This is a genomic window from Morganella morganii H1r (assembly GCF_000633515.1).
Lineage (GTDB): Bacteria > Pseudomonadota > Gammaproteobacteria > Enterobacterales > Enterobacteriaceae > Morganella > Morganella morganii_B.
In genome coordinates this window covers 252,407-278,746 of the sequence record NZ_AYMP01000014.1, presented here as the reverse complement: position 1 = coordinate 278,746, position 26,340 = coordinate 252,407, and the positions used below count along the sequence as shown (strand labels likewise).

Genomic DNA, 26,340 nt, shown 5'->3' with positions numbered 1-26,340 from the left:
GTTTAGTATGGCACTGAATTAATTTTCATCAGCTGACGGGATATTTAATATGCTCTTAAAAGAGTATTGTCTACCGGAGTTGTGTTTTTTTAAGCACCGTGATATTTTTTTGCGATCTGAATGGAATTTAATAAATAAAATTAAAGGCAGTGACACAAAAACGGCATATCTGAAAAGAGATGCCGCCATTATTATTAAATATTTATTTCTTTGCCGGCTTATTATTTTTAAGCCAATCCTGCATCTGCTTTATTTCCGGCCCCTGAGCATCAATAATTTCCTGAGCTAACTTACGCATCTCAGGATCTGAACCGTATTTCAGCTCAATCTGCGCCATTTCAACGGCCCCTTTATGATGAGCAATCATACCTTCAGCAAAAGCAATATCCGCATTTTGCTCAGACAATGTTTTTGCCATATCATCATGCATACGCATCATAGAATCACCCAGTTCTTTCTGTACTGGCGTGGTAACCGCATGCATATCACCACTTAATAATACCGGATTTGCCGCTGCCCCGAATGTCATAATGCCGGATAACAGAGCAGTGATAACAAGTTTTTTTTTCATGATTAATTCCTTTTTTGTATTTGGTTGATGGAATCAATCATAAAGGTTGCCCCAAGGGAAAGGTCAATGCAATGAAGAATAACTTTACCCTATTTACATTTAATAAAATTCTCTCCACAATATCTGAACAATTCAGATATTATTTCATCAGTCCGGCATCAGTATTAACGCGGGTACTAAAAAAATAATAAAGATAACAAGATAACCCAATACTGCACCAATGCGGCTCTTCATACCCACCAGAGAAGGCTTTACCAAACCGGCTGCAGCGGCAATAAGCGCCAGTCCTGCAATAACCATTAAACCATCTTCCATATCCCCTCCGCTCACCTTTTCCCGCAGGTAATTCTGCGTATGACATTGAACCTTGCCGTTAAGGTAAAGTAAAGTTCTTAAAAATCACAATATTCTGATGGCAGAGCAAGAAGATGATGATTAAAAACACAGTCGAAGGAATACAGAAAAGAACAAACCGGACGTTATCGCCCGGTATGATATGTGCGATTATTTTCCGTCCGGTTCTGCAATAGTCTGTTCCGGCACATTAACCCATTCAGCATCCGTCAGATGTTGTTTCCGGCGTGCTTCTTCATCCAGCCAGTTTATGACATATCTGGCACTGTGCTGAGTAACAAAACCACAGTTATCGCAGATAAGACGATAATAATAATGGTTTATACTGTCTGCCGGAATTCCCGGAGTGTGGTAATAAAATGTGACGAACGTATGCGGAGGTTTGTTATCCAGCCTGTCCTGCGCTGTTGTATAGTTTGTTTCATCTATAACCTGCCTGCCATTATACCCGCACATCAGACACGTGGTTTTAACCTGTTTATCATTCAGATAGTGGAAAAACCGTGAGCCGGTCACTGTTTTTAAGCGAGCCACAAACTCACGGATCTGGGCATTATCCGGTGATGTATTATCCATCTGGCACCTCTGGCTTTGTATTGTTATTCCGTTTTTCAATATAAACACCATCGTGCATTATATATTATTAATACAACCATGACCGACCAAAATCAGACGCATAATATTTTCATTTCCATCTTTTTATTTGGCTATTTCTTTTTTTTCGGTATAATTAACAGAAGAATAATAATATTACTTCATTTGCTGACCAAATATTTACATAAGATCACTAATTGATTAATCTTAAGAAGAGATAATCAATAAAAGGCTATTTTTACATAATGAAACCGTTATTTTCGGTGTTATTTCTGTGGAGCATATTCCTTTCTGCTTCCGCTGATACCGGTCCGGCTGTACTGCGTTCCCCACCGGATGCAGTGAATACAGAATTGGTAATTTCCAGCCTCAGGCAAGCAAAAATTACGCCGGATAATCCGTTATTTTCAGAGTTTAACGATTTGGCATTTGATGCTATGCACAATAAAAATTACACATCCGCAATCAAATTCTTTTCTGAGAATTTGCTTCGTTATCCGTCACCGCAAATGATCATTAATTACACCGATGCAAATCTTATGATGCTGACAGACAGTAAAAATAACCCCGGTGGTTGTACACTTTCCGGCAGAGATTTACAAACAGCCCTTCGTTATTATCATTCCGCATTGATCACAGATAATTCTGTTAATTTATTATCCCGTGATGAAAAAAAGAACCTGACTGAAAAAATTACGTGTCTCGAAGCATTTCAGAAAATACATGCCCCCGCAATATTCCGGTGCCGGATATTACAATCTGAGCCATAACACAACGGTCATACTCTGCCGGTTATAATTTTCTGACCTTATCGCCGGCATTACAGAATCCGGGAACAATTTCTTGTCTGTACCCGTTTTTTATCATCTCAAACGCTTTTTTCTCGCGGCTGCTTTAGAAGCATCACTCCGAAGCTGCTTCCGGTTTTCTGATAACAAATAAGTGACAAAATAAGCGGGCATATTGCCCGGAATGAGTATTGCTTTTGACGGGTTCAGTGTACTTTTTGCGTAAACCTGATTTCACTTGTTATTGCAGGTTTAAAATACCACCGAATCCTGCAAAACAGACATGTCCATATTTATAGAAGTGTTATTAAAAATAATATTTTTATTGGTATGCGACAGGACATTTTAGGTCTGATTGTTTACAGGCAGACCGTTGAATGGAATGGTCAACGTTAAATATGGATCCGGCAGCGGTAATCAGGAATAGCTAACAAAAGTTAGCTATTCCTATGACATAACCGATGAGGTAAACACGATAAAAATATCAAAATAAATATCTGATGCCAAATGTAATTTCTTGTGATTTAAGGTGCGCTTTCATTTGTTCGTCTTGTAAGCCCCGGGCATTTGCAAAACGGTTCATGCCACTCTCAGTTTTTCCTGAATCGATGTAACGGTAACCTAAGTCAAAATTAAGTTTGTCGATAGGCTCATAACTGAAACCTGCACCAAGAGAATACGCCAAATTAGTATCGGTATTGCCGGCATATTGGCGTGTAGTATTCCCTTGCCATCCTGATGATTTCACTTTTGCAATACCGATACCTACAGTGCCATAAACAGAAATTCCCTGATAAATTTCATAGTCACGGTAAGCATTTAACATCAAACGCTGTGATTCTGTTTTATGGTGATTAAAACTAGCCGGAAAAGCCGTTGAACCACTGGTGTACTCTGCTTTTTTATTAAACGTATACTCAGCTTCTGTCCTCCAGCCATTACCATACTGATAACCCGCAGCAAGTGATGCATTATAGAAATCATCCTTATCATCACCAGAGACAAACTGACCAATACCAGGCCTGCTGCTGGTATCCATGCTGTCTGCTTTTTGCCATACCTTAGAAAGTCTCGCTGCACCATAATAACCTTCATTACTGGTTGATGCTAAAGCACTTCCTGTTGTGCATCCAAACATTAACCCTATTACTAATAGATTTAATTTACTCATGTTATAGTTCCTTTATGTTAGCATCCTGTCCGGAATTATCGCAAAATATAAACATAAGTAAATGCTTCCGGATAATCGTGAGAGCATATTCGGATAATTCTGCGGGAAGCTGATTATTGCCGGGTTTTCCGCATCGTTGGTTCACAATTCCTAAAAACTCATCCGTACGGTAGCGGACTATAACTGACCCGCGCTTACGCAGGCGTTATACCCCTCACCTTTTTCCCCCTGCTCTTTTATATGCAGCTGTCCGGTTCAGATCGGTAAGATACTCAGTAACAAACCGTGCCTGCATATCCGGTATATTGCTATTGCGCACAGGTTCATTTGGCATTCTTTTTTCTGCGCAGTGTACACTTTATTTTGCGCGGTTTTTTGCGCACTCTGCGCAGCTGGCTTTGTGATGGATTATTTTAGTTCTGCAGTATATTTTTTCACCGGTAATAACATATAAACCCATATTAATCATTTTATTAGTTATAGCCGCTGATATTCAGTATGACAAAATTGTAATCCTTTTGTAAGGATATATAGCCAACAACAATATTATAATCCCGGTGAACATCGCAAATACAATAGGAATATTTAATGAAAAAAAATATATTATCAGTCTTTTTATACTCTTCATTAATTTTACCAGTTACAGGTTTTGCTTCTGACCTTTTAAGTGTGCATATACTGAATCAACAATCAGGGACTCCGGCAAGCAACGTCAACGTAGTACTGGAGCAAAAACAAGGCGAACGCTGGCATGTTTTGAACACTGCAAAGACGAACAATGACGGCAGAATAAAAAAACTCTGGCCAGACAATATCAATGAAGAAAAAGGAATATACCGGGTTACATTTAAAACCGGTGAGTATTTTAACAGTCACAATTTAAATAGCTTTTTTCCTGAAATTCCCGTTGAGTTCAACATAGAGGATACAAGCCAGCATTATCATATACCACTATTATTAAGCCAATATGGATACTCTACCTATCGTGGGAGTTAATATACAACTTACTTATTGATAAGTAATTTTACCCGCCCGGCATTTTTACCGGGCTAATTTGTTATAACCGCTATGACTATTTAGCAATGGACCGCTGTTCTGTCTCTCGTATTGCCCGCTTATCATGATTACAGTTAGTCATGTATTTCATGACAATGAAAGGAACGCTGCAGGAGAAACAGACAATATCCGGGCACAAAAGCATTACTCAGACAGCCAGATATGACAGGAAAATTCAGGTTGTTCCGGTGGTGGGTAATCAGAAATGATGAATATTCATTCAATATATAAAATTTATATTCTGAACGGATATTCTGAAATGTGATTTAAAGCACAAAAAAAGCGACCGTAAAGGTCGCTCTCTTTTAACGCTAACTCACTGAAAAATCAATGAATTTCTATATGGTGCCCAGAGCGGGACTTGAACCCGCACAGCCTTGCGGCCGAGGGATTTTAAATCCCTTGTGTCTACCGATTTCACCATCTGGGCTGAATATGGAGGCGCGTCCCGGAGTCGAACCGAGGTACACGGATTTGCAATCCGCTGCATGGCCACTCTGCCAACGCGCCCTGGAGCGGGAAACGAGACTCGAACTCGCGACCCCGACCTTGGCAAGGTCGTGCTCTACCAACTGAGCTATTCCCGCATCTCTGAACTTACTGATTTACTTATTTGTTTTCGTAAACCGCTGTGTCGTTCGGATGCGTTGCATTCTACTGATTTCACGCTGTGAGTCAACCGCTTAATTCATGAAAAATGATCGTTCGCTGTTTTTTACAGCATATCGATCAGGCTTCACTCAAATCCGCCCATGCCGCGCGTAAATATTGGAACATGGACCAGAAAGTCAGGATCATTGCAATGTAGAAAAGGATGAAAGCTGCAATTTCCGTCAGGTCATTCGGCTTCCAGATGAGCCCCACCAGCGCCACCATTTGTGCCGTGGTTTTGACTTTACCCATCCAGGAAACGGCAACGCTGTTACGTTTGCCCAGCTCCGCCATCCATTCACGCAGTGATGAGATAATAATTTCACGGGCAATCATTGTGATGGCAGGCAGTGTTATCCACCAGCTCGCATAATCCTCTGTTACCAGTACCAGTGCAGTCGCCACCATCACTTTATCCGCGACAGGATCCAGAAAGGCCCCGAAACGGGTGGTTTGCTTCAGACGGCGGGCAAGGAAACCATCAAACCAGTCTGTCATCGCAGCAATGACAAAAATAGCGGCGCTGACAACCGGTGCCCAACTGAACGGTAAATAGAAGGCAAGGACAAAGAACGGTATCAGGATAACGCGAAACAGAGTCAGCCATGTAGGGATATTTAATCGCATAACGGAGCCATTATTTTATAAGTCAGATGAAAAAGCCGCTTGCGCATCTGCCGGCACAATATTACCGCCCCGCTGATTCCGGGGCACGTTGCGTGATTTTCAGGTTCTGCGCAATCCTACCGGATAACACCATACTACCACAGTTACGGATAACTCACCGCTGTTATTGAAAAAATTCTCTCGTTTGCCATACCGATAAGCCCTGTTTATTAATGCTTAAGCGCATGATAAATTTTTTCCGCCAGTGCATACGAGATAGTCGGGACTTTGGCGATTTCATCAATACTGGCGTTACGCAGCGGCTGTAACCCGCCCATGTATTTGAGCAGCATTTGCCGCCGTTTCGGCCCGATGCCCTCTATCGATTCCAGCGCACTGGTGTTTTTGACTTTTGCCCTGCGCTGCCGGTGGCCGGTGATCGCATGATTGTGAGATTCATCACGGATATGCTGGATCACATGCAGCGCCGGTGAGTCCGGCGGCAATGCCATCCCTTCCCCCGAGGCAGCAAAAAAGAGGGTTTCCAGCCCCGCTTTACGGTCACTGCCCTTCGCTACCCCGATCAGTTTTGGTCTGTTTTTATCCCAGTCCACATCCAGGCCGGCAAAGGCTTCAATCGCTTTACCGAGCTGACCTTTGCCCCCGTCGATAAAAATAATATCGGGGATTTTTTCGTCACCGATATGTTTGCCGTAACGGCGGTGCAGTACCTGATCCATCGCCGCATAGTCATCCCCCGGTGTGATACCGGTGATATTGTAACGGCGGTATTCCGATTTCACCGGCCCGTTGCTGTCAAAAACCACACAGGAAGCCACTGTCTGGTCACCCATGGTATGGCTGATATCAAAACATTCCATGCGGTTAATGGCTTCAATGCCGGTCAGTTCTGACAGGGCTTTCATACGTGTCGCAATAGTGGATTGCTGCGCCCGTTTTGTCATCAGCGCGGTAACGGCATTGGTGTGTGCCAGCTTCAGATAACGGGCGCGGTCACCGCGCGGTTTTGGCTGAATCAGGATCCGCCGTCCGGCAAACTGAGACAGCGTTTCCTCCATAATCTCTTTTTCCGGTAACGGGAAATCCAGCAGGATATCATCCGGTAATGAGCGGTTCTCACTGCCCTGGAGATAGAACTGGCCGATAAAGGTTTGTACAATTTCATCCGGTTCCGTACCGGCCGGGACTTTCGGGAAGTAACTGCGGCTTCCCTGTACCCGTCCGTTGCGGATAAACAGGACATGAATACAGGCCAGACCGGCATCAAAATAAACACCGGCAACATCCAGGTCATCACCGGATCCGGTGACAAACTGTTTTTCAGTAACAGCGCGAACAGCCTGAATCTGATCCCGCAGGCGGGCAGCTTCCTCAAAACGCAGCGCCTGACTGGCCTGCTCCATTTTTTCCACCAGTTCTGTCAGCACCTGCTGATCTTTACCTTCCAGAAACAGGCGGACCAGGTTCACTTCTCTGTCGTAATCCTCATCACTCACCAGCCCTTTGACACACGGCCCCAGACAGCGGCCAATCTGGTACTGCAGACACGGGCGGGAGCGGTTGCGGTAGACGCTGTCCTCACACTGACGGACGGGGAACAATTTTTGCATCAGCGCCAGCGTTTCACGCACAGCATAAGCGTTCGGAAACGGCCCGAAGTATTCCCCTTTGGCGTGTTTGGCCCCGCGGTGAACAGCCAGCCGCGGATGCTTGTCATTGCTGCTCAGATAGATATAGGGATAGGATTTATCATCACGCAACAACACGTTGTAACGCGGCTGATATTTTTTGATATAGGTATGTTCCAGCAGTAACGCCTCCGTTTCCGTATGCGTCACTGTGACATCTATCTGAGCAATGTTTTTAACCAGCTGCTCGGTTTTTTTCCCCGAAACCTGCGTACGGAAATAGCTGGAAAGCCGTTTTTTCAGATCTTTGGCTTTCCCGACATAAATCACTGTACCTTCAGCATCATACATCCGGTACACTCCGGGCTGGCTGGTTACAGTTTTTAAGAATGCTTTCGCATCAAATTCAGTCACAACCGGTTTTTCCATACGGAATACAAACTCTCTGTTTTCGGCGTTAATTCAGTCATCGTGTATCGCGCCTGCTGCCCTCCGCAGGTACGAATGGCACCACGCTGTCAATATGGATCAGCCCGTAGCGCAGTGCCAGATGGGTGAGTTTAATATCACCATCAATATTCAGCTTATTAAATATTCTATATCGATAACTGTTCACCGTCTTGCTGCTGAGACACATTTTGTCAGCAATTTGTGTGACTTTAATGCCCTGCGCTATCATGACCATCACCTGACGCTCCTGGTGGCTCAGTTTATCCAGCGGGTTGCTGTCATGTGCATGCAGGCGGGTGTCAAGAATGGTCTGCTGGGCGATATCCGGTGCCACATAACGCTGGCCCCGGCTGATAATCCGGATGGCGTGCAGTAAATCCTCACTGTCACTGTTCTGATACAAATATCCCGCTGCACCACTGTTCATCACTTTATACGGTGAAATCAGGCTGTGTTCATCTGTCAGGATGACCACTTTGGTTTCTGAGGTATAGCGGGTAATTTTTTTTGCGGCATCCAGGCCACTCATCACCGGAAAGCCGATATCAATCAGCGCCACATCAGCATGATTATCACGGCACCAGCGCACCGCAGTGGCACTGTCCCTGACCTCTCCTGCTATTTTCATACCTTGTGTTGCCGTGATAATGGCACCAATCCCTGCACGGTAAAATTCATTCGTATTTGCCACTAATACTGAAATCACACAGAACTCCTTTCTGAATTTTCAATAAATTTACCGAAATTATACAAGCACCAGTTAAACCGTTATTTAATAAAGATGATGTTTTTTAGATAAGAGACTGAATATTATAAATATATTTCGTTATTAAAAATTGATTTCAGTGATGATTCAACAGAAACAGAAGGGATAGAAGAAGATGGCTGCCGGGAGACAGCAGCCGGAGACAGACAGATAATGTTACGGCATGTCAGGGTGAAAACGATCAATGCTGACCAGCTGGTCAAAAGGCAGTTTACCGGTACGCGGATAAGGCTCACCTGCGGATTTACCAATCGCCACCATCAGGCAGATTTCATAGTTTTCCGGCAGGTCAATGACTTCAGCCACCGCATTAAAATCAAATCCGTCCATCGGACAGCTGTCATATCCCTGCTCTTTTGCCAGCAGCATCAGGGTCTGGGCAAAAATACCGGCACTGCGCATAATTTCATCACGCTGGGTTTCCGGTTTACCGCGATAGTAGTTATCAACCGCACTGACCATAAAATCCCGCACCAGCGGATCCGCATCATGCCAGATTTCACGGGTGCGGGAACTCCAGGCCGCGATATCGCCACATAAAATCACCAGCATGGAAGCATCCGTCATCTGCGGCTGATCCCAGCCCACTTTGCGGATGTTGCGGCGTTGTGCCGGATCTTCCACCAGCAGCGGACGCCAGTGCTGAAGATTAAAGGCACTCGGGGCATTTTCCATCGCCAGTGACAACAAGGCTTTTTTTTCATTCAGCGGGATCACAAAATCAGGATCAAACTTCTTGGTTGCTCTGCGCTGGCGTACAGCATCAATAACATTCATACAAGCTCCTGTTTATTCCATTTATTATACGGATGATGTCTTTACCATAGCATGAATTTTATCCCGGATGCGGGGAGAAGATGACGTCGCAAAAAAAAACCTGCACTCCGGTGAGTGCAGGTTTTCAGTCATTAACTGTCAGTAAAATTACACGATCAGTTTGAATACGATGTTACCGATGGTCAGCAGACCGATGATGGTAACGAAGTAGTTAGATGCCTGACCTTTGTATTTGCTCAGAGCCGGTACACGGTTAACCGCATACATTGGCAGTAAGCACAGCAGAGATGCGATGATTGGTGCACCCATTGCTTCGATCAGATCCAGGATGTTCGGATCGAGATACGCGATAACCCAGGTGGAACCCATGATGAAGACCATGGAGATCAGGTTCAGTTTACCAATGCTGACTTTGTTTTTGTCGCCACCGAAAGCAAATTTCAGTAACAGGCCGTTCATACCTTCCAGAGTCCCCAGATAGTGACCGAAGAAAGATTTGAAGATGGCAACCAGTGCGATGATTGGTGCAGCCCAGACCAGGATAGAGGCCAGAGTACCGTTAGCACCGCCCACGTTGTTGAAGTGGTAAGCCAGGTAAGTCAGAACAGGGATGTTCATCTCTTTCGCTTCAGCCATGTTAGCCGGAGACAGCGCGAACAGGCAGCTGAATGCGAAGAACATAACCACACCCACCATCAGTAAACCGGCACGGGAGATGATTTTGTTCACTTTCTGCTCGGTGAAATCTTTACCGCACGCCGCTTCATACTCTTCACGTTTTGATACCACGAAAGAAGAGACGATTGGTGAGAAGTTGAAAGAGAACACCATGATGGAAATACCCAGCCATACGGTTACCAGGATACCGCTGTGTCCGAACAGCTGGAAGCTGTCTGCATTCACAGTGTCAAATACCGATGAGTTCCAGTAAGGGATCAGAGCCAGAGATAACAGCACCAGGCTGGCAATGAACGGGAACACCAGGTAGCTCATGACGCGGACCATCAGGTCTTTACCGAAGTAAATAATGATAGCCATGGCTAACAGCAGAACCAGAGCAACCACACCACGGTTCAGCGGCATCAGACCCAGCTGCTGTTCCCAGAATGCCATAAAGGTATTGGTAATAGTTACGCCGTAGATCCACAGCAGCGGACAGATTGCGAAGAAGTACAGGAACGTGATGACAACACCACCGCCTTTACCAAAGTGTTCTTCAACAGTTTCTGTGATATCGCCTGACGGATTGCTGCCTGACAGACATAAACGGGCTAATGCACGGTGACATAAGAACGCAATCGGATATGCCAGAACCAGCATGATCAGAATCGGGATCAAACCACCGTAACCGGCACGAATCGGGAAGAATAGTACCCCTGCACCTATAGCAGTACCGAACAGACCGAGTGTCCAGGTCGTGTCCGATTTACGCCAGCTTTTATACTCAGCCGGAATCTGGGTTTTGTCAGTACTCATGTTGCTTTTCCTTTTAAAAGACTATGCAAATATTATTTTTCGTGGGTACCAATAATTTCAGAGATACGAGTCAGGTCAATGTTCCCGCCGGAAATGATGCTGACTGTCTTCTTATGTTCAATATATTTTTTCAGTTTTCCGCTCAGAATCGCAGCAGACGCCAGTGCACCGGCACCTTCGGTCACTACTTTGTTGCGCTGAATTAACGCAATCATGCTTTCGCGGATTTCTTCTTCTGTTACCAGAATGATGTCTGTCACCAGCTCTTTCACGATGTCATACGTGATACTGCCCGGCGTCGAAACATCACAACCATCTGCCACAGTACCGGCATCACGATGGGTCGTGATTTTACCAGCACGATATGATGCTTCCATACCATGAACGTTTTCAGATTGGACACCGATCACATTAATAGTCGGGTTGATGGATTTCAGAGCCACCGCAACACCGGCAATCAGACCGCCGCCGCCGATTGGAACGATAACGTTATCGACATCGTACAGATCTTCAAGGATTTCCAGACCAATAGTCCCCTGGCCTGCGATCACTTTTTCATCATCGTATGGCGGGATAAAGATACGGCCTTCCTGCTCAATGATTTCTCTTGCTTTAGCAATGGTGTCATTGAAGTTATTACCGTGCAGAACAACTTCCGCTGAGTAATCGGAGGTTGCTGCAATTTTGGATTTTGGTGCCCCGGTAGGCATAACAACTTTGCCGTTGATACCTAACATAGCGCAGGATAAAGAAACGCCCTGAGCATGGTTACCGGCTGAGCAGGCAACGATGCCCTGTGCTCTTTCCTCTGGTGTCAGCGAACTTAACTTGTTAAATGCCCCACGGAGTTTGAATGAACCTGTGCGCTGCATGTTTTCAAATTTTAAGTGGATTGTACCGTTGCACTTTTCACTTAAATAGTTGGACTTCGGCATACCCGTTTTGTAGACATGTCCTCTGATGGTTTTTTGTGCATCAATGATATCTTTAATGGTTACCGGAAGATCGTATGTAATCATGACAAACCTCGTCCTATCTTTTTATATATATTAAAATTGAGTCTAACTATACCGACAAATTTAAAAACAACTGTATTTCAAATCATATTTTTAAAATATTCCCGAAAAACTTTCTCAACGTGTGATCCAATCCAAACTTCTTTCGCTTTTCTGTCTTTTTTAATGTTTTATATTTCATTTCAAGTTAAATGAAAATGACTTAATGTTATTGATTTGTTAAATAAACGCAATTAATTTACTCCCACGTTGCACATGGCGATCTGTTTTCCGTTTTTTGTTGTTTGTGTTGTGTTTTTGTAAAAAAATAACTGCATAAAAAGACATATGAATGATCCGGACACGTAAAAAAGCACATGTATTTTGACAAAAATTAATCTTACTAAGGCCCCATCTCACAGCAAAATATCCTGATTTTTTTAACAATCCTGAAAATGTGATGTGATACAAATCACCAAAAAAATCATATCTATTTGTTTATTATGAATTTGACTAAATATCATCCGGTACACGCCTGATTTACGGCAGATCGTAACATGTCCGGTTAGTCTGTATGCATTATCGCCGAATACTTACCCGGACCAGATCAGGATAAAAAATCACCAAATCATTTATTTATATGTTAATGATTCCCATTTATAGCCGGGGTGTTACATTTGCATGACATAAATCGTAACGTTTTTTTGCCTGACAGCCCGAAAAAGTGTTCACTTTAGGAAACAGCTAAATGGCTGTTTTTTTGGCCGGAATCTGTATTTTTTTTAACCAGGCGATTAATTAAATATATATCTAATTTGTGAAAACTTTATTTATCCGTCATCTTTAAACCAAAATTAAACCGCAGAAAATATAAATTTATTAAATGCATTTTTTAATAATCAAAAAATGATACCTGCCTGTTTTTTTATAACCTGTTTTTCTTTCTTTTATTTTACCCGGGACGGAAATAGCCGGTTTTTGACTGTGGGTATAGCCTCTAATATCAACATAAGCCAACTACAGGTATCGTATTAGTGATTAATTCTTTAAATAACATCAAAATCAGTCAGTTTCGTTTACTGTAATAATAACCAGTCCGATGACAAACCCTGTGCCGGTCCGCATTAAAACCGAAGAAAATGTTATTTTTCTAAAACCGATTCAGTCATAAGAATGGTTTTCTGCGGTATCAGTACAATTATCTGTTACAACACACTGCGCATGTGACTCAAACTAACCGGTGTGACTGTCCTCATACTTCATCAATCATGGCGGCTTTACCATTGTATTCCGGGACAGTCATGGTGTAATGATTTACGACTTAAGTGTTAACCCCGGTAAACAGGAGAATGCATATGTTCGACTTGACAGGTAAAATTGCGGTAGTTTCCGGCGGCGCCAAAGGGATCGGGCGCGGCATCGTTACTGCGCTGAAAAAGGGCGGTGCCACCATTATTATCGCCGATATTGATGAAAAAACCGGCAGCGCGACCGCTGCAGAGCTGGGAACAGACTTTATGGTACTGGATGTGACCTCTCAGTCTCAGTGCCGTGCTGTCGTCAGTAAGGTCAGAGAAAAGTATGGTCGTCTGGATATCCTCTGCTCAAATACCGGTATTTTTCCGCAATGCGCCATCAAATCCATGACGGAGCAGGACTGGGATACCATGCAGAAGGTGAATGTGAAGGGAATGTTTTTCCTGGTTCAGGCCGCGCTGGCTGTGATGGAAGAACAAAAATATGGCCGGATTGTGATCACCTCTTCCATTACCGGCCCGGTCACCGGATTTCCGGGCTGGAGCCATTACGGCGCAAGCAAAGCCGCGCAGCTCGGCTTTATGCGCAGTGCCGCGCTGGAATATGCCCGCCTCGGGATCACGATTAACGCAGTCCAGCCGGGCAATATCCTGACTGAAGGACTGAAAGCACAGGGCGAAACGTATCTGGACCAGATGCGCGCCACTATTCCGGCACACACGCTCGGTGAGCCTGAAGATATCGGTTATGCTGCGGCGTTCCTTGCCTCTGATGAAGCTAAATACATCACCGGACAGACTATCATTATTGACGGCGGCCAGATTTTACCGGAATCCCCGGAAGCGCTGCTCTGATAAAACAGCACAGGTGAGGATACCACCCGGTATCCTCTTATCTGCCCTGCTCCCTCGCGGCAGCAATCAGTGTCTCGCCCAGATAGCTTTTCTCTGAGGTAATGCCCGGCAATACCAGATAATATCCGCCGCCAAATGGTTTGATGTAACGCTCAAGCGGTTCGCCGTTCAGCCGTTTCTGTGTATCAATAAAGCCTTTTTTCAGGTCTTTCTGGAAGGAGATAAATACCAGCCCCATATCCAGCTGTCCTGACGGAGTGAGCCCCAGCGAGTAGCTGTAACTGCGGCGGCGCAGTTTGGCAACGTGCCTCTCTGTGGAGCGGGGTTCTGCGCGGCGCATGTGGGAATCAAATAAAACCCGGTCACCGTGCGGATCCTGCTTAAAGTCCGGGTCGTCGTGCTCATGCACTTTCCCCATCGGCGCACCGCTGCCTTTGTGACGGCCAAAATCATTTTCCTGATCTTCCAGCGGTGTCCGGTCCCAGAATTCCAGTTCAAAACGGATAAGACGTACTGCCTGATAACTGCCATTCTCCGCCCAGGCGGGCTCCCGGCCGGTGATCCAGATAAGATCGTTCATCAGGGCATCATCACCGGCATCGGCATTGCCGGTACCGTCTTTAAAACCAAACAGGTTAACCGGTGTTGTGCGGCATTCAATATCCCGTGCGGGCAGAAAACCGTCAATTTTCCACAATGGCGCCACCCGGCCTGAGAGGTGGCGCAATACTTCACGCAATGCATAAATCACCGTTTCACGGCTGTTGGCACAAAACTGCAGCAGGATATCCCCGCCGCACCAGGCCGGATCAAGCCGGTCATTCGGGAACGCCGTCATAGCAGTAAATTTTTGCGGCTTCAGGGGAGATAAACCAAAGCGCTCATCAAACAGGGAATGGCCGAGAGAGACCGTCACTGTCAGTGCATCCGCCGTCAGTGCCGTACCAAGGATACCGGATTCCGCAGGCGGCATTCTGTCATCGCCCGGTGCCGCTGCCTGCCGGTTGCGGGTCAGTTCCGCAATACAGCCGGTCAGCTGCCGGAAAACATCCTCAACCTCGTCCAGTGTTTTCACCGTCAGGTTCAGTGACAGAAAAATGGCTTCTTTCTGCTCCGGCGTGATAACCCCGGCCTGATGTTTACCCAGGAAGGGAATTTCCCGCAGCCGCGCGCTGTTATCACACGCCGCCGGTGCCGCAACGGCAGAAAAGGCCGGTAACCCGCCGGATAACAGGACACTCCCTGCCCCCAGCCATTTCAGGGTATTTCGTTTGCTGAGGCTGACAGACTCTTCTGTCTCAGTCAGTTTCACTTTGCCATCTTTCATGGTTCATTCCGGTATTTGTAATACACATCTATTTTCAGTTCTGCACGCAGTTGTGCCAGTGATTCCGCCAGCAGAGTCAGATCGGCATACAGTTGTTGTTTGTCTTCCGCTGTCAGTTTTTCATATTCTGCATACTGCCCCCGGGTATCCCGGTAACGGGCCATAACCGCATCCGGCCCGGTAAACTGTTTTCTGAGTGTCTCATTGGTTTTTGCGGATAATAACGGCGCCAGCCCGCTGACAATGCGCCGTGCGCCCTCAATATTGGCAGCGATATCTGACAGATCTGAACGGCTGTAACGGTTTTCATCACCGCCCAGTTTCGTGCTGAGAATCAGCTCAATACTGTCATCCGCAGACTGCACCAGTTTTGCCGCAGGGAGGGTTTCCACGGCGATCCGTTGTTTCAGGTCATTAATATTGCGCAGCAAATCGGCGGCGACCGCCTGAGCGGCTGCGGGATCATTTTGTGCAAAGAGCGCATATTCGATGCGGTGAAACCCGGTAAATTTCGGATCCTGCTCACGGCTGAGAAAATACCCTGCGTGAGGGTTAATCACTCTGTCGGCATGACCGAAAACCACCACTGCTGCACGGATAACTTCATAATCATAATGTGCCTGAATATAAGCCTGCCGTGCGGCTGCCATATCCCCGGCAGCCAGTGCTTTTTGTAACAGCAACAGCTGATATTCAGCCGCTGCCGTCTGTTTCCCCATCATCGTCATGTAATCCGCCACAACCGGACGAAATATTTCCGGTGACGGAATATCCCCTTTGGCGATCACCACATCACTGCCGGTATCCGGATTACCGGCACGGTATTTTTCCGCATACCCGGGAGCGCTGAGCAGCAGTGATGTCAGTACCAGTAAGGCTGTCCGGTTAATCCGCATGTTTTTTTCCTCTGCGGCAGAATAACGCGATAATCACCAGCCAGTACACTACGAAAGTAATGACACTCAGGCCGATAGGCTGGGCGCGATAGCCGAACAGGCTGGCCAGGAAGCTGCCGGTGGTACCGGTGTCATCCAGCCAGTTTGTGGTATCCCACAGCGGGTAGATAAGGAAGTCATTCAGTTCAATATCATGCTCGGTCAGCAGGTTGACGATTTCTTCCGTTCCCTTAAGCAGCAGCGAACAGGCCAGGAACAACAGCACAATACCGGTGATGCGGAAAAACCATTTCCAGGCAATTTTCCGGTACGTGAACATAAACAGCCACAGAGTCAGTGCTGCCACGGCGATACCAGCCACAACCTCACCGGTAAATGACCACATGGTGTCCGCATTCAGCCCCATCACAATACCGGAGAGGAACACCACAATTTCACTGCCTTCACGGGCTATCGCAATCGCGACAATAAACAGTGCCCCCCACCAGGAGTGCTGCCGGGCGCTGTCATTCATCTCCTGCTCAATGCCGGATTTGAGTGATGCACTGTGCTGCTGCATCCAGTACACCATTTGCACGATCAATACCGATGCGAACAGCGACATACCGATCATAAAGTACGTCTGACCGCTGTCATCCAGCACATTAAATACACCATAGATAAGCAGAGCGAGAAACAGTGACAGCGCGACACCCAGTGCCACCCCTCCCCAGAGATAGCGGCGTCCTGCGGCTGCATCCGGGTGCTGTTTTATCCACGCATAAATGATGCCGACCACCAGCAGAGCTTCAAAGCTTTCCCGCCAGACGACAAAAAGAACCTGTCCCATAATTAATTCCTGTGAACTGACACTTATTCCGCGATGATTTCACCGGCCGGATGCGACAGATGAAAATCATCAAAAAAGGTATATTTTCCGGGTTTGAGCGGTGCAATCACCACCACGGAAGAGGCTCCCGGCGCCAGCACTTTCTCTTTGCGCAGCTGGGTGCTTTCAAATTCGACCGGTTCGGTACCGGTATTGGAGATTTTAATGCGGATCGGCGTTTTCGCGGGTACCTTCAGTACCGGCGGTGTCAGTTCGCCGTTATTCATTTCCAGTTCGACAGTGAATTTTTCTGCCGCACCGGCAGGTAGTGATATCAGTGAAAGCACCGATAAACACAGTGCCATAACAAAGGATTTCATGAGTGACCTCTGCGGGATAGTGACGTCCGGTGTCCGGACAGCAGGACGGTGTCACCCGGCCTGCTGTTTTCCTTAAATAATAAACTCAGTAACTGCCTTTGCGGCCGGTACCGGCATACTCGAAGTCCCAGGAGACATCAAACGGCTCAAACCACGGGGCAACACCGGTTTCTTTATCAATATGACGACCGAAAGCCACGCTGTCATTCATGCTCGGCGGAGAGATACGGTATTCGACACGGTATTTGCCGTAGCCATCCAGCTTCAGGTTTTCACCGTAGTGCGGGCCATCGCTGGCAACCATCGCCATAAAGGTGCCGGACTGAGCTTTCTTCGGATCATCCAGTTTGGTGACTTTGTAATCCACTTTCAGATACGGAATCCAGTCCCCTTCCGCGAAACCGTTCGGGTTTTCCTCAACGGCATGGATATCCGCTTCCAGATGGATATCTGATTTGTCTGCCGCCAGGTGATGCATTTCATGTTTGCCTTCCACTGCCATGGTGATCGGCTGCAGATACACCCCCTGAATCTCCATACCGTTTTTGATAACAGGCTGTCCGAGCGGATACTCCAGTGCCAGGGCCGAGGTTGATACCACACCCAGTAATGCTGCTGCCACACTCATCCCGATACGCATGCTGATTCCTCATTGTCTTTACGCAAATGGTACTGACAATAATAATCATTACCATTTACTTCATTCAAGTAAAAGTTATCGCTTACCGCCACATTTTTCAATGAAACGGTTACATTTCAACCCGGATTCAGCCACGAAATACATCTGCAAAAGCAATGTCCGGCAGAAAATATCCGTTGTTGTATAATTTCCGCTGATGCGTTACATCTTAAACAGCCTTTCGCAAATGAGATCACACTGATGCAAGCCGATATTATATTGTTCGATGATTTTGAAACCCTGGATGTGTTCGGCCCCGCTGAGATTTTCGGCCGTTCCCCGCATTACACACTGAATTACTGTTCCCTCAGCGGTGGTGTGATCACCAGTTCACAGGGAGCACAGATAATAACAACTGTATTTGAGCCGGAGAAAACCGCACTGATGCTGGTGCCGGGAGGTCAGGGCACACGGCGGCTGGTCAGTAATGAAGGTATGCTCGCAGCGTTGCGTACCGCGGCACAACACGCACAATGGTGCCTTTCTGTCTGTACCGGTTCGGCCCTGCTGGCGGCGACCGGCGTACTTGACGGCAGACGGGCGACATCCAATAAACGCGCCTGGCAGTGGGTAACCTCTCTGCCTGCACAGGTAAATTGGGTGAAAAAAGCACGCTGGTGTACGGACGACCGTTTTTATACCTCTTCCGGTGTATCGGCAGGCACAGATATGGCGCTTGCATTTATTGCTGATCGCCATGGTGAAGCCGCAGCACAAGAGATCGCACAACACATTGAATACCGGTGGCATAATGATGCCGGTGATGATCCCTTCGCCGTATAAAAACTGGACGACAGGCAACCATTTACGACATAATGGCGCCTCTGAAATAAAACCGGCGGATGTTTATGTTAGAAACTATCGGATTTGTGCTACTGGTGAGTACCTGCGGCGACGATGCCTGTGAGGCACTGCCGGTCACGGAAGATATCTATACCAAACATGAGTGCGAACACCGCCTGAAATATATCGCCAAACGCCGTCCGAACCTCTACTTTATGTGTAACGAGGTAATGCGCGAAACCGGCTCCGGTGATGACAACAGCCCCGGTAATCCGGAAAACACCCTTCCCCCGGATGAGCAGCCGGAACCGCTTAACTGAACGGATTAATTCCCTGTTTTATCAGACGCCGGAAACGGAAAATTGCCCAGCCGTTGATCACCAGAAACGTCGATTCAATCAGTGTGCCGCCGACCGTTCCCAGCCAGGCGTTATACACCACCCAGCACGCCGTTGAACACCAGATTACATACCGCATACGCAATCCCGTCAGCAGAAAAAATGCAAACGTGCTCATCAGGGTGCCCGTTACCGGCAGCACTTCCTGCCAGGTACGGATATTCGGGACAGCCAGAATCAGCGTCAGCGAGACAAATAACCACAGCACCCAACGCTGGCGGTGACTGATGGATACATACGTCCGGATGCTGTTGAGCGTGGCACTGATCCCGGCGGGATATGCACCAAGCAGAAAAAAGTGGGATGCCATAATGGCGGTGTAAATTGATAACCGGATTTTGAGCTTCCGCTCATTGCGCGGGACAAAAACCGTTGTCCCGATAATAAACGCAACAATACCGAGCCCCTGCCCCGCATAATACAAATAGTCCATCATCCCCTGCCGTCATCACATGCTGAATGGTTTTAATTGTTGTGCTGTCAGCATAAACAGAATTTGTTCAGGTTGCGAGTTATTGCACATTAAAAAAGAGGCCGCAGCCCCTTTTCTTATTGCATCATGCCGTCATCACATGTGCAGTGGTATCAGCATGCCATATAGCCCGGATAATGTGTCTCGATTTTGTGATAGGTCCGGGTTTTTTTATTGTCGTCCTGAATCACACAGATTTTGCTTTTTGACTTCAGCGCCGGCGGGATGTTATCCGCGTTTTCATCTGCGGTGGCTGCAATAAAGATGTTAATTTTTGATTTCCCTTTACTGAATGTATAGGGCATTCCTAACAAACGTCTCGCCGCTCTGTTAGTTCGCATAATAAACTCCTCATTGTTGTGAACGTTCATCCATTATAGCAACTTACTGAAAATAATAAAGTTTCCTCTAAGTAGCTGATTTACCGCCCGCATAATAGCATTTCGGTGCCCTATCCTGTATGTTGGGTATGACCTGTTCACTGACCGGGAGAGTCTGATAAATGGCGTGTATTTTTTGTGATATCGCGGCGGGGAAAGCCCCCTGTCATAAGATCTGGGAAGATGAGCATTATCTGGCATTTTTGTCGATTTTTCCCAATACCGACGGCTTTACGGTGGTGATCCCGAAAGCGCATTATCCGAGCTATGCGTTTGATCTGGAAGATGATGTTCTGACCGGTCTGGTGCTGGCGACCAAAAAGGCCGCAAAAGTGCTGGAAAAGGCATTTCCGGATGTCGCACGCTGCGGCATGTTTTTCGAGGGTTACGGCGTGGATCATATCCACAGTAAACTCAGCCCGATGCACGGCACTGCGGATATGACAGAATGGCGGCCGATAGAGCATAAACAACCCGCGTTTTACACGCAGTATCCGGGATTTTTGTCATCCCACGACTGTGAGCGGGCAGAGGATAAAAAACTGGCTGAACTGGCTGCGGCTATCCGCACAGGTCAGGAAAAGTAAATGATTCCGGTGGTATCTCACCACCGGAATGTTGTGTCAGCGGACTTCGCACCCGACCACAGTAGCATACCCGAGGCCGTCGCTGTCCATCATCAGCAGACACTGCGGACTGAGGGTCTCCATCGCTTTTATCAGCATCATTGCCATCACAAAAACCGCTTCTCTGTCGGCGCTGACCTGATTATCCGCAATATAAATATTATTTTTCAGGAAAGTACGGCGCTGCGCTTTATTGCAGTACTGATAAATCACATCCTGCGCCAGTTCATTTTCCCGCATCAGCCAGAAGGATTTTTCTTCCTCTTTATCCAGCAGGTTCATTTTTTCCAGCATCAGCAGATCGGCAGATAACTGCATTTCATTGATCGGCATAAAGCGTGACAGGCTGCCGTTAAACGGAAAGGTATTGCGCTCAAAGTAGTAGCAGGATGTCAGCAGAACAGCACTTGCCATTTCATGATATGCAGGAATTTGCCCCGCCTGCCAGATATTCAGCCCGACCAGCAGCCACATGGCGCTGTTGTCTTCCTCATCAAACAGATGACCGATATCTTCCGGTGTCTGAATAAATTCCGTCACGCAGCCCCAGATTTTCGTTACATTACGTTCAATTTCCGTATCTTGCAGCGGATTCGGGGTGATGACGTACACGGTTTTCAGTTTTGACTGATAACCTTCATGCTGCTGATCCAAATCTTTTGCCAGTGCGGTAAAAACCGCTTCGACAGAATGGTCATAACCGGCAAGCAGCTGTTTATCTTCTTCTGTCCGTTGTTTCCGCTCTGAGGTATAAACCTGTCTGACACTTTTCGGCATCAGCAATGAAACCCCGGTCACCATCAGTTTGCGCTGGCACCAGTTGATCCACTCATTGCGTTTGAAAGTAATGGAGGCATTCCAGCTCTGACAGGCGATCCGCGTCTGCTCATGGCGGTGCATAGCGTAAGTGAACAGACACATCCAGATAAGAATGTACGGCAGATAGATAAAAATCAGCACTTCCGTCAGCGGGAGTTTTAAAATACAGAAATCGAGAAAAAAGATAAGGGCCAGAACGACGAACAGCAACCCCAGCCACAGCGTAATTTTGGCGCCCGGTGCATCACGTTTAACCGGAAATTCAGGAACAGGCCACGACATCGGAACAGAACTCCATGCTGAAAGAAATACAGATATGCCGCTCCGGACTCCGAAACGACGTCAGTGTTTGTTTTAAAAAGAGAGATCACAAAAAATCGTGACTGATACAGGGGAATAACGGCAGACCGGTTAAAAACTTTAATGGAACAGCATGAAGCCGATCACAGAAATCAGATTGAATGTACCGGGAAACAGGAAGATAAACTACAGGGGAGATAAGAAAGATGGTGGGTCGTACAGGATTCGAACCTGTGACCAATTGATTAAAAGTCAACTGCTCTACCAACTGAGCTAACGACCCATCTTCGGGATTGAATTTCAGGAATGGTGGGTCGTACAGGATTCGAACCTGTGACCAATTGATTAAAAGTCAACTGCTCTACCAACTGAGCTAACGACCCATACCTGAGTGATGCGGGAGAATCATGTGAAGTGGTGGGCGATACCGGGCTCGAACCAGTGACCCCCTCCTTGTAAGGGAGATGCTCTACCAACTGAGCTAATCGCCCACTTCAGGATGACTGCAACTTACATCATTATTATGAATGGTGGGCGATACCGGGCTCGAACCAGTGACCCCCTCCTTGTAAGGGAGATGCTCTACCAACTGAGCTAATCGCCCATTCATAACATTTACTGCTTTACTTCACTATCACAACGTTCATTCTTAAAAAGAATGGTGGGCGATACCGGGCTCGAACCAGTGACCCCCTCCTTGTAAGGGAGATGCTCTACCAACTGAGCTAATCGCCCATCGTGATGGAGGTGCATTATAGGGATCTGCGCGTTTGAGTCAACGCTTTTTCGAAAGAAAATGATCGTTCGTTGTAATTTTAGTCACCCTGTTCTGATTATCGCCATCCGCGCGCAGTATGTAAGCAGAAATCGGATAAATCGTGATCGCCGTCAGATTCATTGCTGCAAAAACGTCCTGTTTTGTCATGTGTTTTTCCTTTTAACGCGGGAAAAATGACTTTTTCGGCCTTCTTTTCCCCTTTTCATTGAGGAATTATGTCTCAGTGCTAAAATATCCCGCATCGTATTTCTTCATCCACTACGTCTGGCGCAGACGTTATGAAAGGCATTCCAATGAGTAAAGTAAAAACCCGTTTCGCACCCAGCCCTACCGGCTACCTGCATGTGGGCGGCGCACGTACCGCTCTGTACTCCTGGCTGTACAGCCGTCACAACCACGGTGAATTTGTCCTGCGTATAGAAGATACCGATCTTGAACGCTCAACTCAGGAAGCTATCGACGCCATTATGGACGGGATGAACTGGTTAAATCTCAGCTGGGATGAAGGCCCGTATTACCAGACCAAACGCTTTGACCGCTACAATCAGGTGATAGACACCATGATTGAAAACGGTACCGCTTACCGCTGCTACTGTTCCAAAGAACGCCTGGAAGCCCTGCGTGAAAAACAGATGGCAAATAATGAGAAGCCGCGTTATGACGGCTGCTGCCGCGATCATGCCCATAACCATACTGCGGACGAACCGCATGTGGTGCGTTTCCGTAACCCGCAGGAAGGCTCGGTTGTTTTTGATGACAAAATCCGCGGGCCGATTGAATTCAGCAACCAGGAACTGGATGACTTAATCATCCGCCGTACTGATGGTTCACCGACCTATAACTTCTGTGTGGTTGTCGATGACTGGGATATGGAAATTACCCACGTTATCCGTGGTGAAGATCATATCAACAACACACCGCGCCAGATCAACATTCTGAAAGCGCTCGGCGCACCGGTGCCGGAATACGCCCACGTCTCCATGATCAACGGCGATGACGGCAAAAAATTATCCAAACGCCATGGTGCGGTAGGTGTAATGCAGTACCGTGATGACGGCTATCTGCCTCAGGCGCTGCTGAACTACCTGGTGCGTCTGGGCTGGTCTCACGGCGATCAGGAAATCTTCAGCATTGAAGAAATGACGGAGCTGTTCACCCTGGAAGCCGTCAGCAAATCTGCCAGTGCATTCAATACTGAAAAATTACAGTGGCTCAACCACCACTATATTAACAGTATGCCGGCGGAAGAAGTGGCCGTTTACCTGCAGTGGCATATTGAAAATGCCGGGATCGATACCCGCAACGGGCCGGAACTGGCAGATCTGGTCCGCCTGCTGGGCGAGCGCTGCAAAACACTGAAAGAAATGGCGGAAACCTGCCGTTACTTCTATGAAGATTTTGACAGCTTCGATGCCGATGCCGCGAAAAAACATCTGCGTCCGGTTGCCCGTCAGCCGCTGGAAGTGGTTAAAGCCAAACTGGCCGCCCTGACCACCTGGACACCGGAAGCCGTACACGAAGCCATTCAGGCAACGGCTGATGAACTCGACATCGGGATGGGTAAAGTCGGTATGCCGTTACGTGTTGCCGTGACCGGTGCCGGTCAGTCTCCGGGCCTGGATGTGACCGTACATGCGATTGGTCAGTCCCGCTCTCTGGCGCGTATCGATATGGCGCTGGCCTTTATTGCTGAGCGCGAAGCGCAGTAAACACTATCTGCAATCTCAATACCCGGCCTTGTGCCGGGTATTTTTTGTCATTTTACTGAATTGACGGCTTTTTCACCGGTCGCACACGAATTTCATATTAACCCGTTGACAGCTCAGGGAACCTTGCCTATTATGCTGCGCGTCCGGTCGATTTTATCGGGGCTATAGCTCAGCTGGGAGAGCGCTTGCATGGCATGCAAGAGGTCAGGGGTTCGATACCCCTTAGCTCCACCAAATCGTTGGTGACTGATAAATACCGTGACATCCGGTTTTCCGGGGCTATAGCTCAGCTGGGAGAGCGCTTGCATGGCATGCAAGAGGTCAGGGGTTCGATCCCCCTTAGCTCCACCAAATTCAAACCCCGGTCTCTGACCGGGGTTTTTCGTTTCTGCTTTCCTGTCACTGCGCGGTATACCCGCCATCCACCGGATAAAACCCGCCGGTACAAAAACGACTGTCATCCGATAACAGAAACGCCACCATTTTTGCCACCTCTTCCCGTGTTGCCATCCGTTTCATCGGGTGACTCTCCGCCATCATGGTCTGCACATCCTGCGGTAACGCCAGAATATCCGGTGTTGCCACATAGCCCGGACCGACCGCGTTAATCCTCACCCCCTGCTCTGCATATTCCAGTGCCGCCGCCCGTGTCAGTCCGAGTACCGCGTGCTTGGCAGCGGTATAAGGCGCAATTCCCGCAATACCGGTTACCCCGTTACAGGCTGATAAATTCACTACCGCTCCGCCGCCACTTTTGATAATGGCCGGAATGCCGAATTTCATCCCGAGGAATGTGCCGGTCACATCCGTATCCATCACATCCTGCCAGGCCTCCGCATCGTAATCCGCAATCTTCACGCCGTGCGGCCCGGTGATCCCGGCATTGTTCACCAGCCCGTGCAAAGCACCAAATTTATCTGACACCGTACTCACCATCCGCCTGCAATCGATCAATTTACGTACATCTGCTTCAATTGCCAGCACGCTATCCCCCGTAGGATCCCACTCATTTATTGCCTTTTGCAGATGTTCCGGATTTCGCCCGGTAATCGCAACTTTAGCTCCTCTTTTCAGTAATTCACGGGCAATTCCTTCACCAACTCCGGTTGAAGCACCGGTAACCAGAATAATCTTCTGATGAAAGTCAGTCATCATATCACCTTTTAATTAACTTTAGTTAACCAAAAGCTTAATTGATTAACTTTTGTTAATCAACATCCTTTTCCTGATTTTGCCTTTCAGCTAAACTAAGGGTGAGGATAAAAGGGAGGTGTTATGTCATTCAAGGAACTGGAAAATACACTGTCATTGTTACAGTGTACATTGGTAGCGCAACGGACCATCTGCTCACCTGAAAAGGTGACATGGGCACAATATGACGTAATGGAAATGTTGCGCCTTCAGGGGGATTTAACCCCGTCGGATTTAAGCCAGAAACTCGGGATTTCGCGCCAGAATGTCTCAAAATCATTACGGGCGCTGAAAAAGCACCAGTTTGTTTCCCAGTATCAGTCGGAGACCGATAAACGGGAACTGGTAACTCAGCTGACCCCCGAAGGTGAAGAGTTTCTGTCCCGCGCGGCAACAGGACGCACCCGCAATGCAGAAAAAGTATTTGCAAGTCTTGATGACGATGAACAGCGCCAGTTTCGTATACTGAGCCGGAAAGTCATCGATGCACTGACCCGGGATCAGTGAGCAGGACGTTTAAGCGGTTTTATCAGGCCACTTAAGCCTTCGGTTTTAATCGCAAGGGTGATCTGCATCAGCTGACCCAGGCGCCCTTCCGGGAAACTGTCTTTACGGGCAAACCAGAGCAGGTATTCCTCGGGAAGGTCAATTAAACGGCAACCTTTGTATTTGCCAAATGGCATAGCCGTGTTGGCGACAGCCACTAAATCTTCTTTCTCCATCATCTCTCCTGATGTGACTGAAACGGTCTTCTGCAGAAGACCGTTTTTCAGCCGGTC

At 47.3% G+C, this 26,340-nt stretch carries 29 protein-coding genes, 10 tRNA genes and 2 pseudogenes; 11 read left to right on the top strand and 30 right to left on the bottom strand.

The window, feature by feature from the left end; genetic code table 11:
* Window positions 1–202 precede the first annotated feature (202 nt).
* The 3 genes from copM to U868_RS23535 all read right to left on the bottom strand — a co-directional run bounded on the left by copM (window position 203) and on the right by U868_RS23535 (window position 1,501).
* The gene (gene copM / locus U868_RS0108470; protein ID WP_036411603.1) at window positions 203–571 is read right to left on the bottom strand and encodes a CopM family metallochaperone; all 369 of its coding nucleotides are present in this window, start codon (window positions 569–571) and stop codon (window positions 203–205) included.
* 147 nt (window positions 572–718) lie between these two features.
* Window positions 719–886, bottom strand: coding sequence for a hypothetical protein (locus U868_RS25465; protein WP_162817219.1), 168 nt, complete (start codon window positions 884–886; stop codon window positions 719–721).
* A gap of 189 nt (window positions 887–1,075) precedes the next feature.
* Window positions 1,076–1,501, bottom strand: a complete 426-nt coding sequence (locus tag U868_RS23535) for a hypothetical protein (protein WP_025152914.1) — start codon at window positions 1,499–1,501, stop codon at window positions 1,076–1,078.
* A gap of 263 nt (window positions 1,502–1,764) precedes the next feature.
* On the opposite strand from U868_RS23535, the gene U868_RS0108455 reads away from it, so the two are divergent.
* Window positions 1,765–2,289 carry a hypothetical protein gene (locus U868_RS0108455; RefSeq protein WP_025152913.1) on the top strand — a complete coding sequence of 175 codons (525 nt, stop codon included), beginning with the start codon at window positions 1,765–1,767 and terminating at the stop codon, window positions 2,287–2,289.
* 502 nt (window positions 2,290–2,791) lie between these two features.
* Here U868_RS0108455 and U868_RS0108450 read toward each other — a convergent pair.
* Together U868_RS0108450 and U868_RS26335 are read right to left on the bottom strand one after the other, a co-directional pair.
* Complete coding sequence (locus U868_RS0108450; RefSeq protein ID WP_025152912.1) at window positions 2,792–3,478, bottom strand: outer membrane protein; 687 nt, start codon at window positions 3,476–3,478, stop codon at window positions 2,792–2,794.
* Between the two features lie 180 nt (window positions 3,479–3,658).
* Window positions 3,659–3,776 (bottom strand): annotated as a pseudogene (locus tag U868_RS26335) (terminase small subunit); the annotation flags it as partial.
* A 290-nt stretch (window positions 3,777–4,066) separates the two neighbouring features.
* Here U868_RS26335 and uraH point away from each other — a divergent pair.
* Both uraH and U868_RS26260 read left to right on the top strand, forming a co-directional pair.
* Window positions 4,067–4,474, top strand: a complete 408-nt coding sequence (gene uraH, locus U868_RS0108445; protein ID WP_025152911.1) for a hydroxyisourate hydrolase — start codon at window positions 4,067–4,069, stop codon at window positions 4,472–4,474.
* 155 nt (window positions 4,475–4,629) lie between these two features.
* A pseudogene (locus tag U868_RS26260) lies at window positions 4,630–4,743 on the top strand (integrase); the annotation flags it as partial.
* 134 nt (window positions 4,744–4,877) lie between these two features.
* On the opposite strand, the gene U868_RS0108435 reads toward U868_RS26260, so the two are convergent.
* The 9 genes from U868_RS0108435 to tdcB all read right to left on the bottom strand — a co-directional run bounded on the left by U868_RS0108435 (window position 4,878) and on the right by tdcB (window position 11,928).
* Window positions 4,878–4,964, bottom strand: a tRNA-Leu gene (locus U868_RS0108435).
* A 6-nt stretch (window positions 4,965–4,970) separates the two neighbouring features.
* Window positions 4,971–5,044: transfer RNA gene (locus U868_RS0108430), tRNA-Cys, on the bottom strand.
* 1 nt (window position 5,045) lies between these two features.
* Window positions 5,046–5,121, bottom strand: a tRNA-Gly gene (locus U868_RS0108425).
* Between the two features lie 142 nt (window positions 5,122–5,263).
* Window positions 5,264–5,812, bottom strand: a complete 549-nt coding sequence (gene pgsA / locus U868_RS0108420) for a CDP-diacylglycerol--glycerol-3-phosphate 3-phosphatidyltransferase (RefSeq protein WP_025152910.1) — start codon at window positions 5,810–5,812, stop codon at window positions 5,264–5,266.
* Window positions 5,813–6,021: 209 nt separating this feature from the next.
* Window positions 6,022–7,869, bottom strand: coding sequence for an excinuclease ABC subunit UvrC (gene uvrC, locus U868_RS0108415; RefSeq protein WP_036411600.1), 1,848 nt, complete (start codon window positions 7,867–7,869; stop codon window positions 6,022–6,024).
* A gap of 37 nt (window positions 7,870–7,906) precedes the next feature.
* Window positions 7,907–8,596: a response regulator gene (locus U868_RS0108410; RefSeq protein WP_025152908.1), complete on the bottom strand. Its 690-nt coding sequence runs from the start codon at window positions 8,594–8,596 to the stop codon at window positions 7,907–7,909.
* 216 nt (window positions 8,597–8,812) lie between these two features.
* Window positions 8,813–9,433: a nitroreductase family protein gene (locus U868_RS0108405; protein ID WP_025152907.1), complete on the bottom strand. Its 621-nt coding sequence runs from the start codon at window positions 9,431–9,433 to the stop codon at window positions 8,813–8,815.
* Between the two features lie 147 nt (window positions 9,434–9,580).
* Window positions 9,581–10,909 (bottom strand): threonine/serine transporter TdcC, encoded by a 1,329-nt coding sequence (gene tdcC / locus U868_RS0108400; RefSeq protein ID WP_025152906.1) that lies wholly within the window; start codon window positions 10,907–10,909, stop codon window positions 9,581–9,583.
* A gap of 32 nt (window positions 10,910–10,941) precedes the next feature.
* The gene (tdcB, locus tag U868_RS0108395) at window positions 10,942–11,928 is read right to left on the bottom strand and encodes a bifunctional threonine ammonia-lyase/L-serine ammonia-lyase TdcB (protein ID WP_004240287.1); all 987 of its coding nucleotides are present in this window, start codon (window positions 11,926–11,928) and stop codon (window positions 10,942–10,944) included.
* A gap of 1,331 nt (window positions 11,929–13,259) precedes the next feature.
* Here tdcB and fabG point away from each other — a divergent pair.
* Window positions 13,260–14,015, top strand: coding sequence for a 3-oxoacyl-ACP reductase FabG (fabG, locus tag U868_RS0108385; RefSeq protein WP_025152905.1), 756 nt, complete (start codon window positions 13,260–13,262; stop codon window positions 14,013–14,015).
* A 37-nt stretch (window positions 14,016–14,052) separates the two neighbouring features.
* On the opposite strand, the gene efeB is transcribed toward fabG, so the two are convergent.
* The 5 genes from efeB to U868_RS0108360 all read right to left on the bottom strand — a co-directional run bounded on the left by efeB (window position 14,053) and on the right by U868_RS0108360 (window position 18,066).
* Window positions 14,053–15,342 carry an iron uptake transporter deferrochelatase/peroxidase subunit gene (gene efeB, locus U868_RS0108380; RefSeq protein WP_025152904.1) on the bottom strand — a complete coding sequence of 430 codons (1,290 nt, stop codon included), beginning with the start codon at window positions 15,340–15,342 and terminating at the stop codon, window positions 14,053–14,055.
* The gene (locus U868_RS0108375; protein WP_025152903.1) at window positions 15,339–16,238 is read right to left on the bottom strand and encodes an EfeM/EfeO family lipoprotein; all 900 of its coding nucleotides are present in this window, start codon (window positions 16,236–16,238) and stop codon (window positions 15,339–15,341) included. The genes efeB and U868_RS0108375 overlap by 4 nt, the downstream gene beginning before the upstream one ends.
* The gene (locus U868_RS0108370) at window positions 16,228–17,067 is read right to left on the bottom strand and encodes an FTR1 family iron permease (protein WP_025152902.1); all 840 of its coding nucleotides are present in this window, start codon (window positions 17,065–17,067) and stop codon (window positions 16,228–16,230) included. The genes U868_RS0108375 and U868_RS0108370 overlap by 11 nt, the downstream gene beginning before the upstream one ends.
* 23 nt (window positions 17,068–17,090) lie before the next feature.
* A complete protein-coding gene (locus tag U868_RS0108365; protein WP_080694337.1) occupies window positions 17,091–17,411 on the bottom strand; it encodes a cupredoxin domain-containing protein in 321 nt (106 codons plus the stop codon).
* Window positions 17,412–17,511: 100 nt separating this feature from the next.
* Entirely contained in the window at window positions 17,512–18,066 is a 555-nt protein-coding gene (locus U868_RS0108360; protein WP_025152900.1) for an iron transporter, read from the bottom strand.
* A gap of 240 nt (window positions 18,067–18,306) precedes the next feature.
* On the opposite strand from U868_RS0108360, the gene U868_RS0108355 reads away from it, so the two are divergent.
* Window positions 18,307–18,888, top strand: coding sequence for a DJ-1/PfpI family protein (locus U868_RS0108355; RefSeq protein ID WP_025152899.1), 582 nt, complete (start codon window positions 18,307–18,309; stop codon window positions 18,886–18,888).
* Between the two features lie 65 nt (window positions 18,889–18,953).
* Window positions 18,954–19,208: a hypothetical protein gene (locus U868_RS0108350; protein ID WP_029990887.1), complete on the top strand. Its 255-nt coding sequence runs from the start codon at window positions 18,954–18,956 to the stop codon at window positions 19,206–19,208.
* On the opposite strand, the gene U868_RS0108345 is transcribed toward U868_RS0108350, so the two are convergent.
* Together U868_RS0108345 and sra are read right to left on the bottom strand one after the other, a co-directional pair.
* Window positions 19,201–19,719, bottom strand: coding sequence for a YgjV family protein (locus tag U868_RS0108345; protein ID WP_025152897.1), 519 nt, complete (start codon window positions 19,717–19,719; stop codon window positions 19,201–19,203). The genes U868_RS0108350 and U868_RS0108345 overlap by 8 nt on opposite strands.
* 152 nt (window positions 19,720–19,871) lie before the next feature.
* Window positions 19,872–20,099 (bottom strand): stationary-phase-induced ribosome-associated protein, encoded by a 228-nt coding sequence (gene sra, locus U868_RS0108340; RefSeq protein WP_025152896.1) that lies wholly within the window; start codon window positions 20,097–20,099, stop codon window positions 19,872–19,874.
* A 161-nt stretch (window positions 20,100–20,260) separates the two neighbouring features.
* On the opposite strand from sra, the gene U868_RS0108335 reads away from it, so the two are divergent.
* Entirely contained in the window at window positions 20,261–20,725 is a 465-nt protein-coding gene (locus tag U868_RS0108335) for an HIT family protein (RefSeq protein ID WP_025152895.1), read from the top strand.
* A 36-nt stretch (window positions 20,726–20,761) separates the two neighbouring features.
* Here the strand turns inward: U868_RS0108335 and U868_RS0108330 are convergent, their stop codons facing one another.
* The 7 genes from U868_RS0108330 to U868_RS25460 all read right to left on the bottom strand — a co-directional run bounded on the left by U868_RS0108330 (window position 20,762) and on the right by U868_RS25460 (window position 22,808).
* Window positions 20,762–21,865 carry a hypothetical protein gene (locus U868_RS0108330; protein ID WP_025152894.1) on the bottom strand — a complete coding sequence of 368 codons (1,104 nt, stop codon included), beginning with the start codon at window positions 21,863–21,865 and terminating at the stop codon, window positions 20,762–20,764.
* Between the two features lie 225 nt (window positions 21,866–22,090).
* Window positions 22,091–22,166, bottom strand: a tRNA-Lys gene (locus U868_RS0108325).
* A gap of 24 nt (window positions 22,167–22,190) precedes the next feature.
* A tRNA-Lys gene (locus tag U868_RS0108320) sits at window positions 22,191–22,266 on the bottom strand.
* A gap of 32 nt (window positions 22,267–22,298) precedes the next feature.
* Window positions 22,299–22,374: transfer RNA gene (locus U868_RS0108315), tRNA-Val, on the bottom strand.
* Window positions 22,375–22,411: 37 nt separating this feature from the next.
* Window positions 22,412–22,487: transfer RNA gene (locus U868_RS0108310), tRNA-Val, on the bottom strand.
* A 55-nt stretch (window positions 22,488–22,542) separates the two neighbouring features.
* Window positions 22,543–22,618 (bottom strand) — tRNA-Val (locus U868_RS0108305).
* A 40-nt stretch (window positions 22,619–22,658) separates the two neighbouring features.
* Window positions 22,659–22,808, bottom strand: a complete 150-nt coding sequence (locus U868_RS25460) for a hypothetical protein (protein ID WP_162817218.1) — start codon at window positions 22,806–22,808, stop codon at window positions 22,659–22,661.
* A 146-nt stretch (window positions 22,809–22,954) separates the two neighbouring features.
* On the opposite strand from U868_RS25460, the gene gltX reads away from it, so the two are divergent.
* The 3 genes from gltX to U868_RS0108285 all read left to right on the top strand — a co-directional run bounded on the left by gltX (window position 22,955) and on the right by U868_RS0108285 (window position 24,721).
* On the top strand, window positions 22,955–24,370 hold the full coding sequence (gltX, locus tag U868_RS0108295) for a glutamate--tRNA ligase (RefSeq protein ID WP_025152893.1): 1,416 nt from the start codon (window positions 22,955–22,957) through the stop codon (window positions 24,368–24,370).
* Between the two features lie 158 nt (window positions 24,371–24,528).
* Window positions 24,529–24,604: transfer RNA gene (locus tag U868_RS0108290), tRNA-Ala, on the top strand.
* A gap of 41 nt (window positions 24,605–24,645) precedes the next feature.
* Window positions 24,646–24,721, top strand: a tRNA-Ala gene (locus U868_RS0108285).
* A 48-nt stretch (window positions 24,722–24,769) separates the two neighbouring features.
* Here U868_RS0108285 and U868_RS0108280 read toward each other — a convergent pair.
* Window positions 24,770–25,522, bottom strand: coding sequence for an SDR family NAD(P)-dependent oxidoreductase (locus tag U868_RS0108280; protein ID WP_025152892.1), 753 nt, complete (start codon window positions 25,520–25,522; stop codon window positions 24,770–24,772).
* A 123-nt stretch (window positions 25,523–25,645) separates the two neighbouring features.
* Here U868_RS0108280 and U868_RS0108275 point away from each other — a divergent pair, with 123 nt between their 5' ends.
* Window positions 25,646–26,068 (top strand): MarR family winged helix-turn-helix transcriptional regulator, encoded by a 423-nt coding sequence (locus U868_RS0108275; RefSeq protein ID WP_015422864.1) that lies wholly within the window; start codon window positions 25,646–25,648, stop codon window positions 26,066–26,068.
* On the opposite strand, the gene U868_RS0108270 is transcribed toward U868_RS0108275, so the two are convergent.
* The gene (locus tag U868_RS0108270; RefSeq protein ID WP_025152891.1) at window positions 26,062–26,283 is read right to left on the bottom strand and encodes a DUF3820 family protein; all 222 of its coding nucleotides are present in this window, start codon (window positions 26,281–26,283) and stop codon (window positions 26,062–26,064) included. The genes U868_RS0108275 and U868_RS0108270 overlap by 7 nt on opposite strands.
* Between the last annotated feature and the right edge of the window lie 57 nt (window positions 26,284–26,340).

Bases quoted from the DNA above. Each gene is read 5' to 3' on its own strand.
- copM (WP_036411603.1), bottom strand. From the start codon at position 571: ATGAAAAAAAAACTTGTTATCACTGCTCTGTTATCCGGCATTATGACA.
- U868_RS25465 (WP_162817219.1), bottom strand. From the start codon at position 886: ATGGAAGATGGTTTAATGGTTATTGCAGGACTGGCGCTTATTGCCGCT.
- U868_RS23535 (WP_025152914.1), bottom strand. From the start codon at position 1,501: ATGGATAATACATCACCGGATAATGCCCAGATCCGTGAGTTTGTGGCT.
- U868_RS0108455 (WP_025152913.1), top strand. From the start codon at position 1,765: ATGAAACCGTTATTTTCGGTGTTATTTCTGTGGAGCATATTCCTTTCT.
- U868_RS0108450 (WP_025152912.1), bottom strand. From the start codon at position 3,478: ATGAGTAAATTAAATCTATTAGTAATAGGGTTAATGTTTGGATGCACA.
- uraH (WP_025152911.1), top strand. From the start codon at position 4,067: ATGAAAAAAAATATATTATCAGTCTTTTTATACTCTTCATTAATTTTA.
- pgsA (WP_025152910.1), bottom strand. From the start codon at position 5,812: ATGCGATTAAATATCCCTACATGGCTGACTCTGTTTCGCGTTATCCTG.
- uvrC (WP_036411600.1), bottom strand. From the start codon at position 7,869: ATGGAAAAACCGGTTGTGACTGAATTTGATGCGAAAGCATTCTTAAAA.
- U868_RS0108405 (WP_025152907.1), bottom strand. From the start codon at position 9,433: ATGAATGTTATTGATGCTGTACGCCAGCGCAGAGCAACCAAGAAGTTT.
- tdcC (WP_025152906.1), bottom strand. From the start codon at position 10,909: ATGAGTACTGACAAAACCCAGATTCCGGCTGAGTATAAAAGCTGGCGT.
- tdcB (WP_004240287.1), bottom strand. From the start codon at position 11,928: ATGATTACATACGATCTTCCGGTAACCATTAAAGATATCATTGATGCA.
- fabG (WP_025152905.1), top strand. From the start codon at position 13,260: ATGTTCGACTTGACAGGTAAAATTGCGGTAGTTTCCGGCGGCGCCAAA.
- efeB (WP_025152904.1), bottom strand. From the start codon at position 15,342: ATGAAAGATGGCAAAGTGAAACTGACTGAGACAGAAGAGTCTGTCAGC.
- U868_RS0108375 (WP_025152903.1), bottom strand. From the start codon at position 16,238: ATGCGGATTAACCGGACAGCCTTACTGGTACTGACATCACTGCTGCTC.
- U868_RS0108370 (WP_025152902.1), bottom strand. From the start codon at position 17,067: ATGGGACAGGTTCTTTTTGTCGTCTGGCGGGAAAGCTTTGAAGCTCTG.
- U868_RS0108365 (WP_080694337.1), bottom strand. From the start codon at position 17,411: ATGGCACTGTGTTTATCGGTGCTTTCACTGATATCACTACCTGCCGGT.
- U868_RS0108360 (WP_025152900.1), bottom strand. From the start codon at position 18,066: ATGCGTATCGGGATGAGTGTGGCAGCAGCATTACTGGGTGTGGTATCA.
- U868_RS0108355 (WP_025152899.1), top strand. From the start codon at position 18,307: ATGCAAGCCGATATTATATTGTTCGATGATTTTGAAACCCTGGATGTG.
- U868_RS0108350 (WP_029990887.1), top strand. From the start codon at position 18,954: ATGTTAGAAACTATCGGATTTGTGCTACTGGTGAGTACCTGCGGCGAC.
- U868_RS0108345 (WP_025152897.1), bottom strand. From the start codon at position 19,719: ATGGACTATTTGTATTATGCGGGGCAGGGGCTCGGTATTGTTGCGTTT.
- sra (WP_025152896.1), bottom strand. From the start codon at position 20,099: ATGCGAACTAACAGAGCGGCGAGACGTTTGTTAGGAATGCCCTATACA.
- U868_RS0108335 (WP_025152895.1), top strand. From the start codon at position 20,261: ATGGCGTGTATTTTTTGTGATATCGCGGCGGGGAAAGCCCCCTGTCAT.
- U868_RS0108330 (WP_025152894.1), bottom strand. From the start codon at position 21,865: ATGTCGTGGCCTGTTCCTGAATTTCCGGTTAAACGTGATGCACCGGGC.
- U868_RS25460 (WP_162817218.1), bottom strand. From the start codon at position 22,808: ATGACAAAACAGGACGTTTTTGCAGCAATGAATCTGACGGCGATCACG.
- gltX (WP_025152893.1), top strand. From the start codon at position 22,955: ATGAGTAAAGTAAAAACCCGTTTCGCACCCAGCCCTACCGGCTACCTG.
- U868_RS0108280 (WP_025152892.1), bottom strand. From the start codon at position 25,522: ATGACTGACTTTCATCAGAAGATTATTCTGGTTACCGGTGCTTCAACC.
- U868_RS0108275 (WP_015422864.1), top strand. From the start codon at position 25,646: ATGTCATTCAAGGAACTGGAAAATACACTGTCATTGTTACAGTGTACA.
- U868_RS0108270 (WP_025152891.1), bottom strand. From the start codon at position 26,283: ATGGAGAAAGAAGATTTAGTGGCTGTCGCCAACACGGCTATGCCATTT.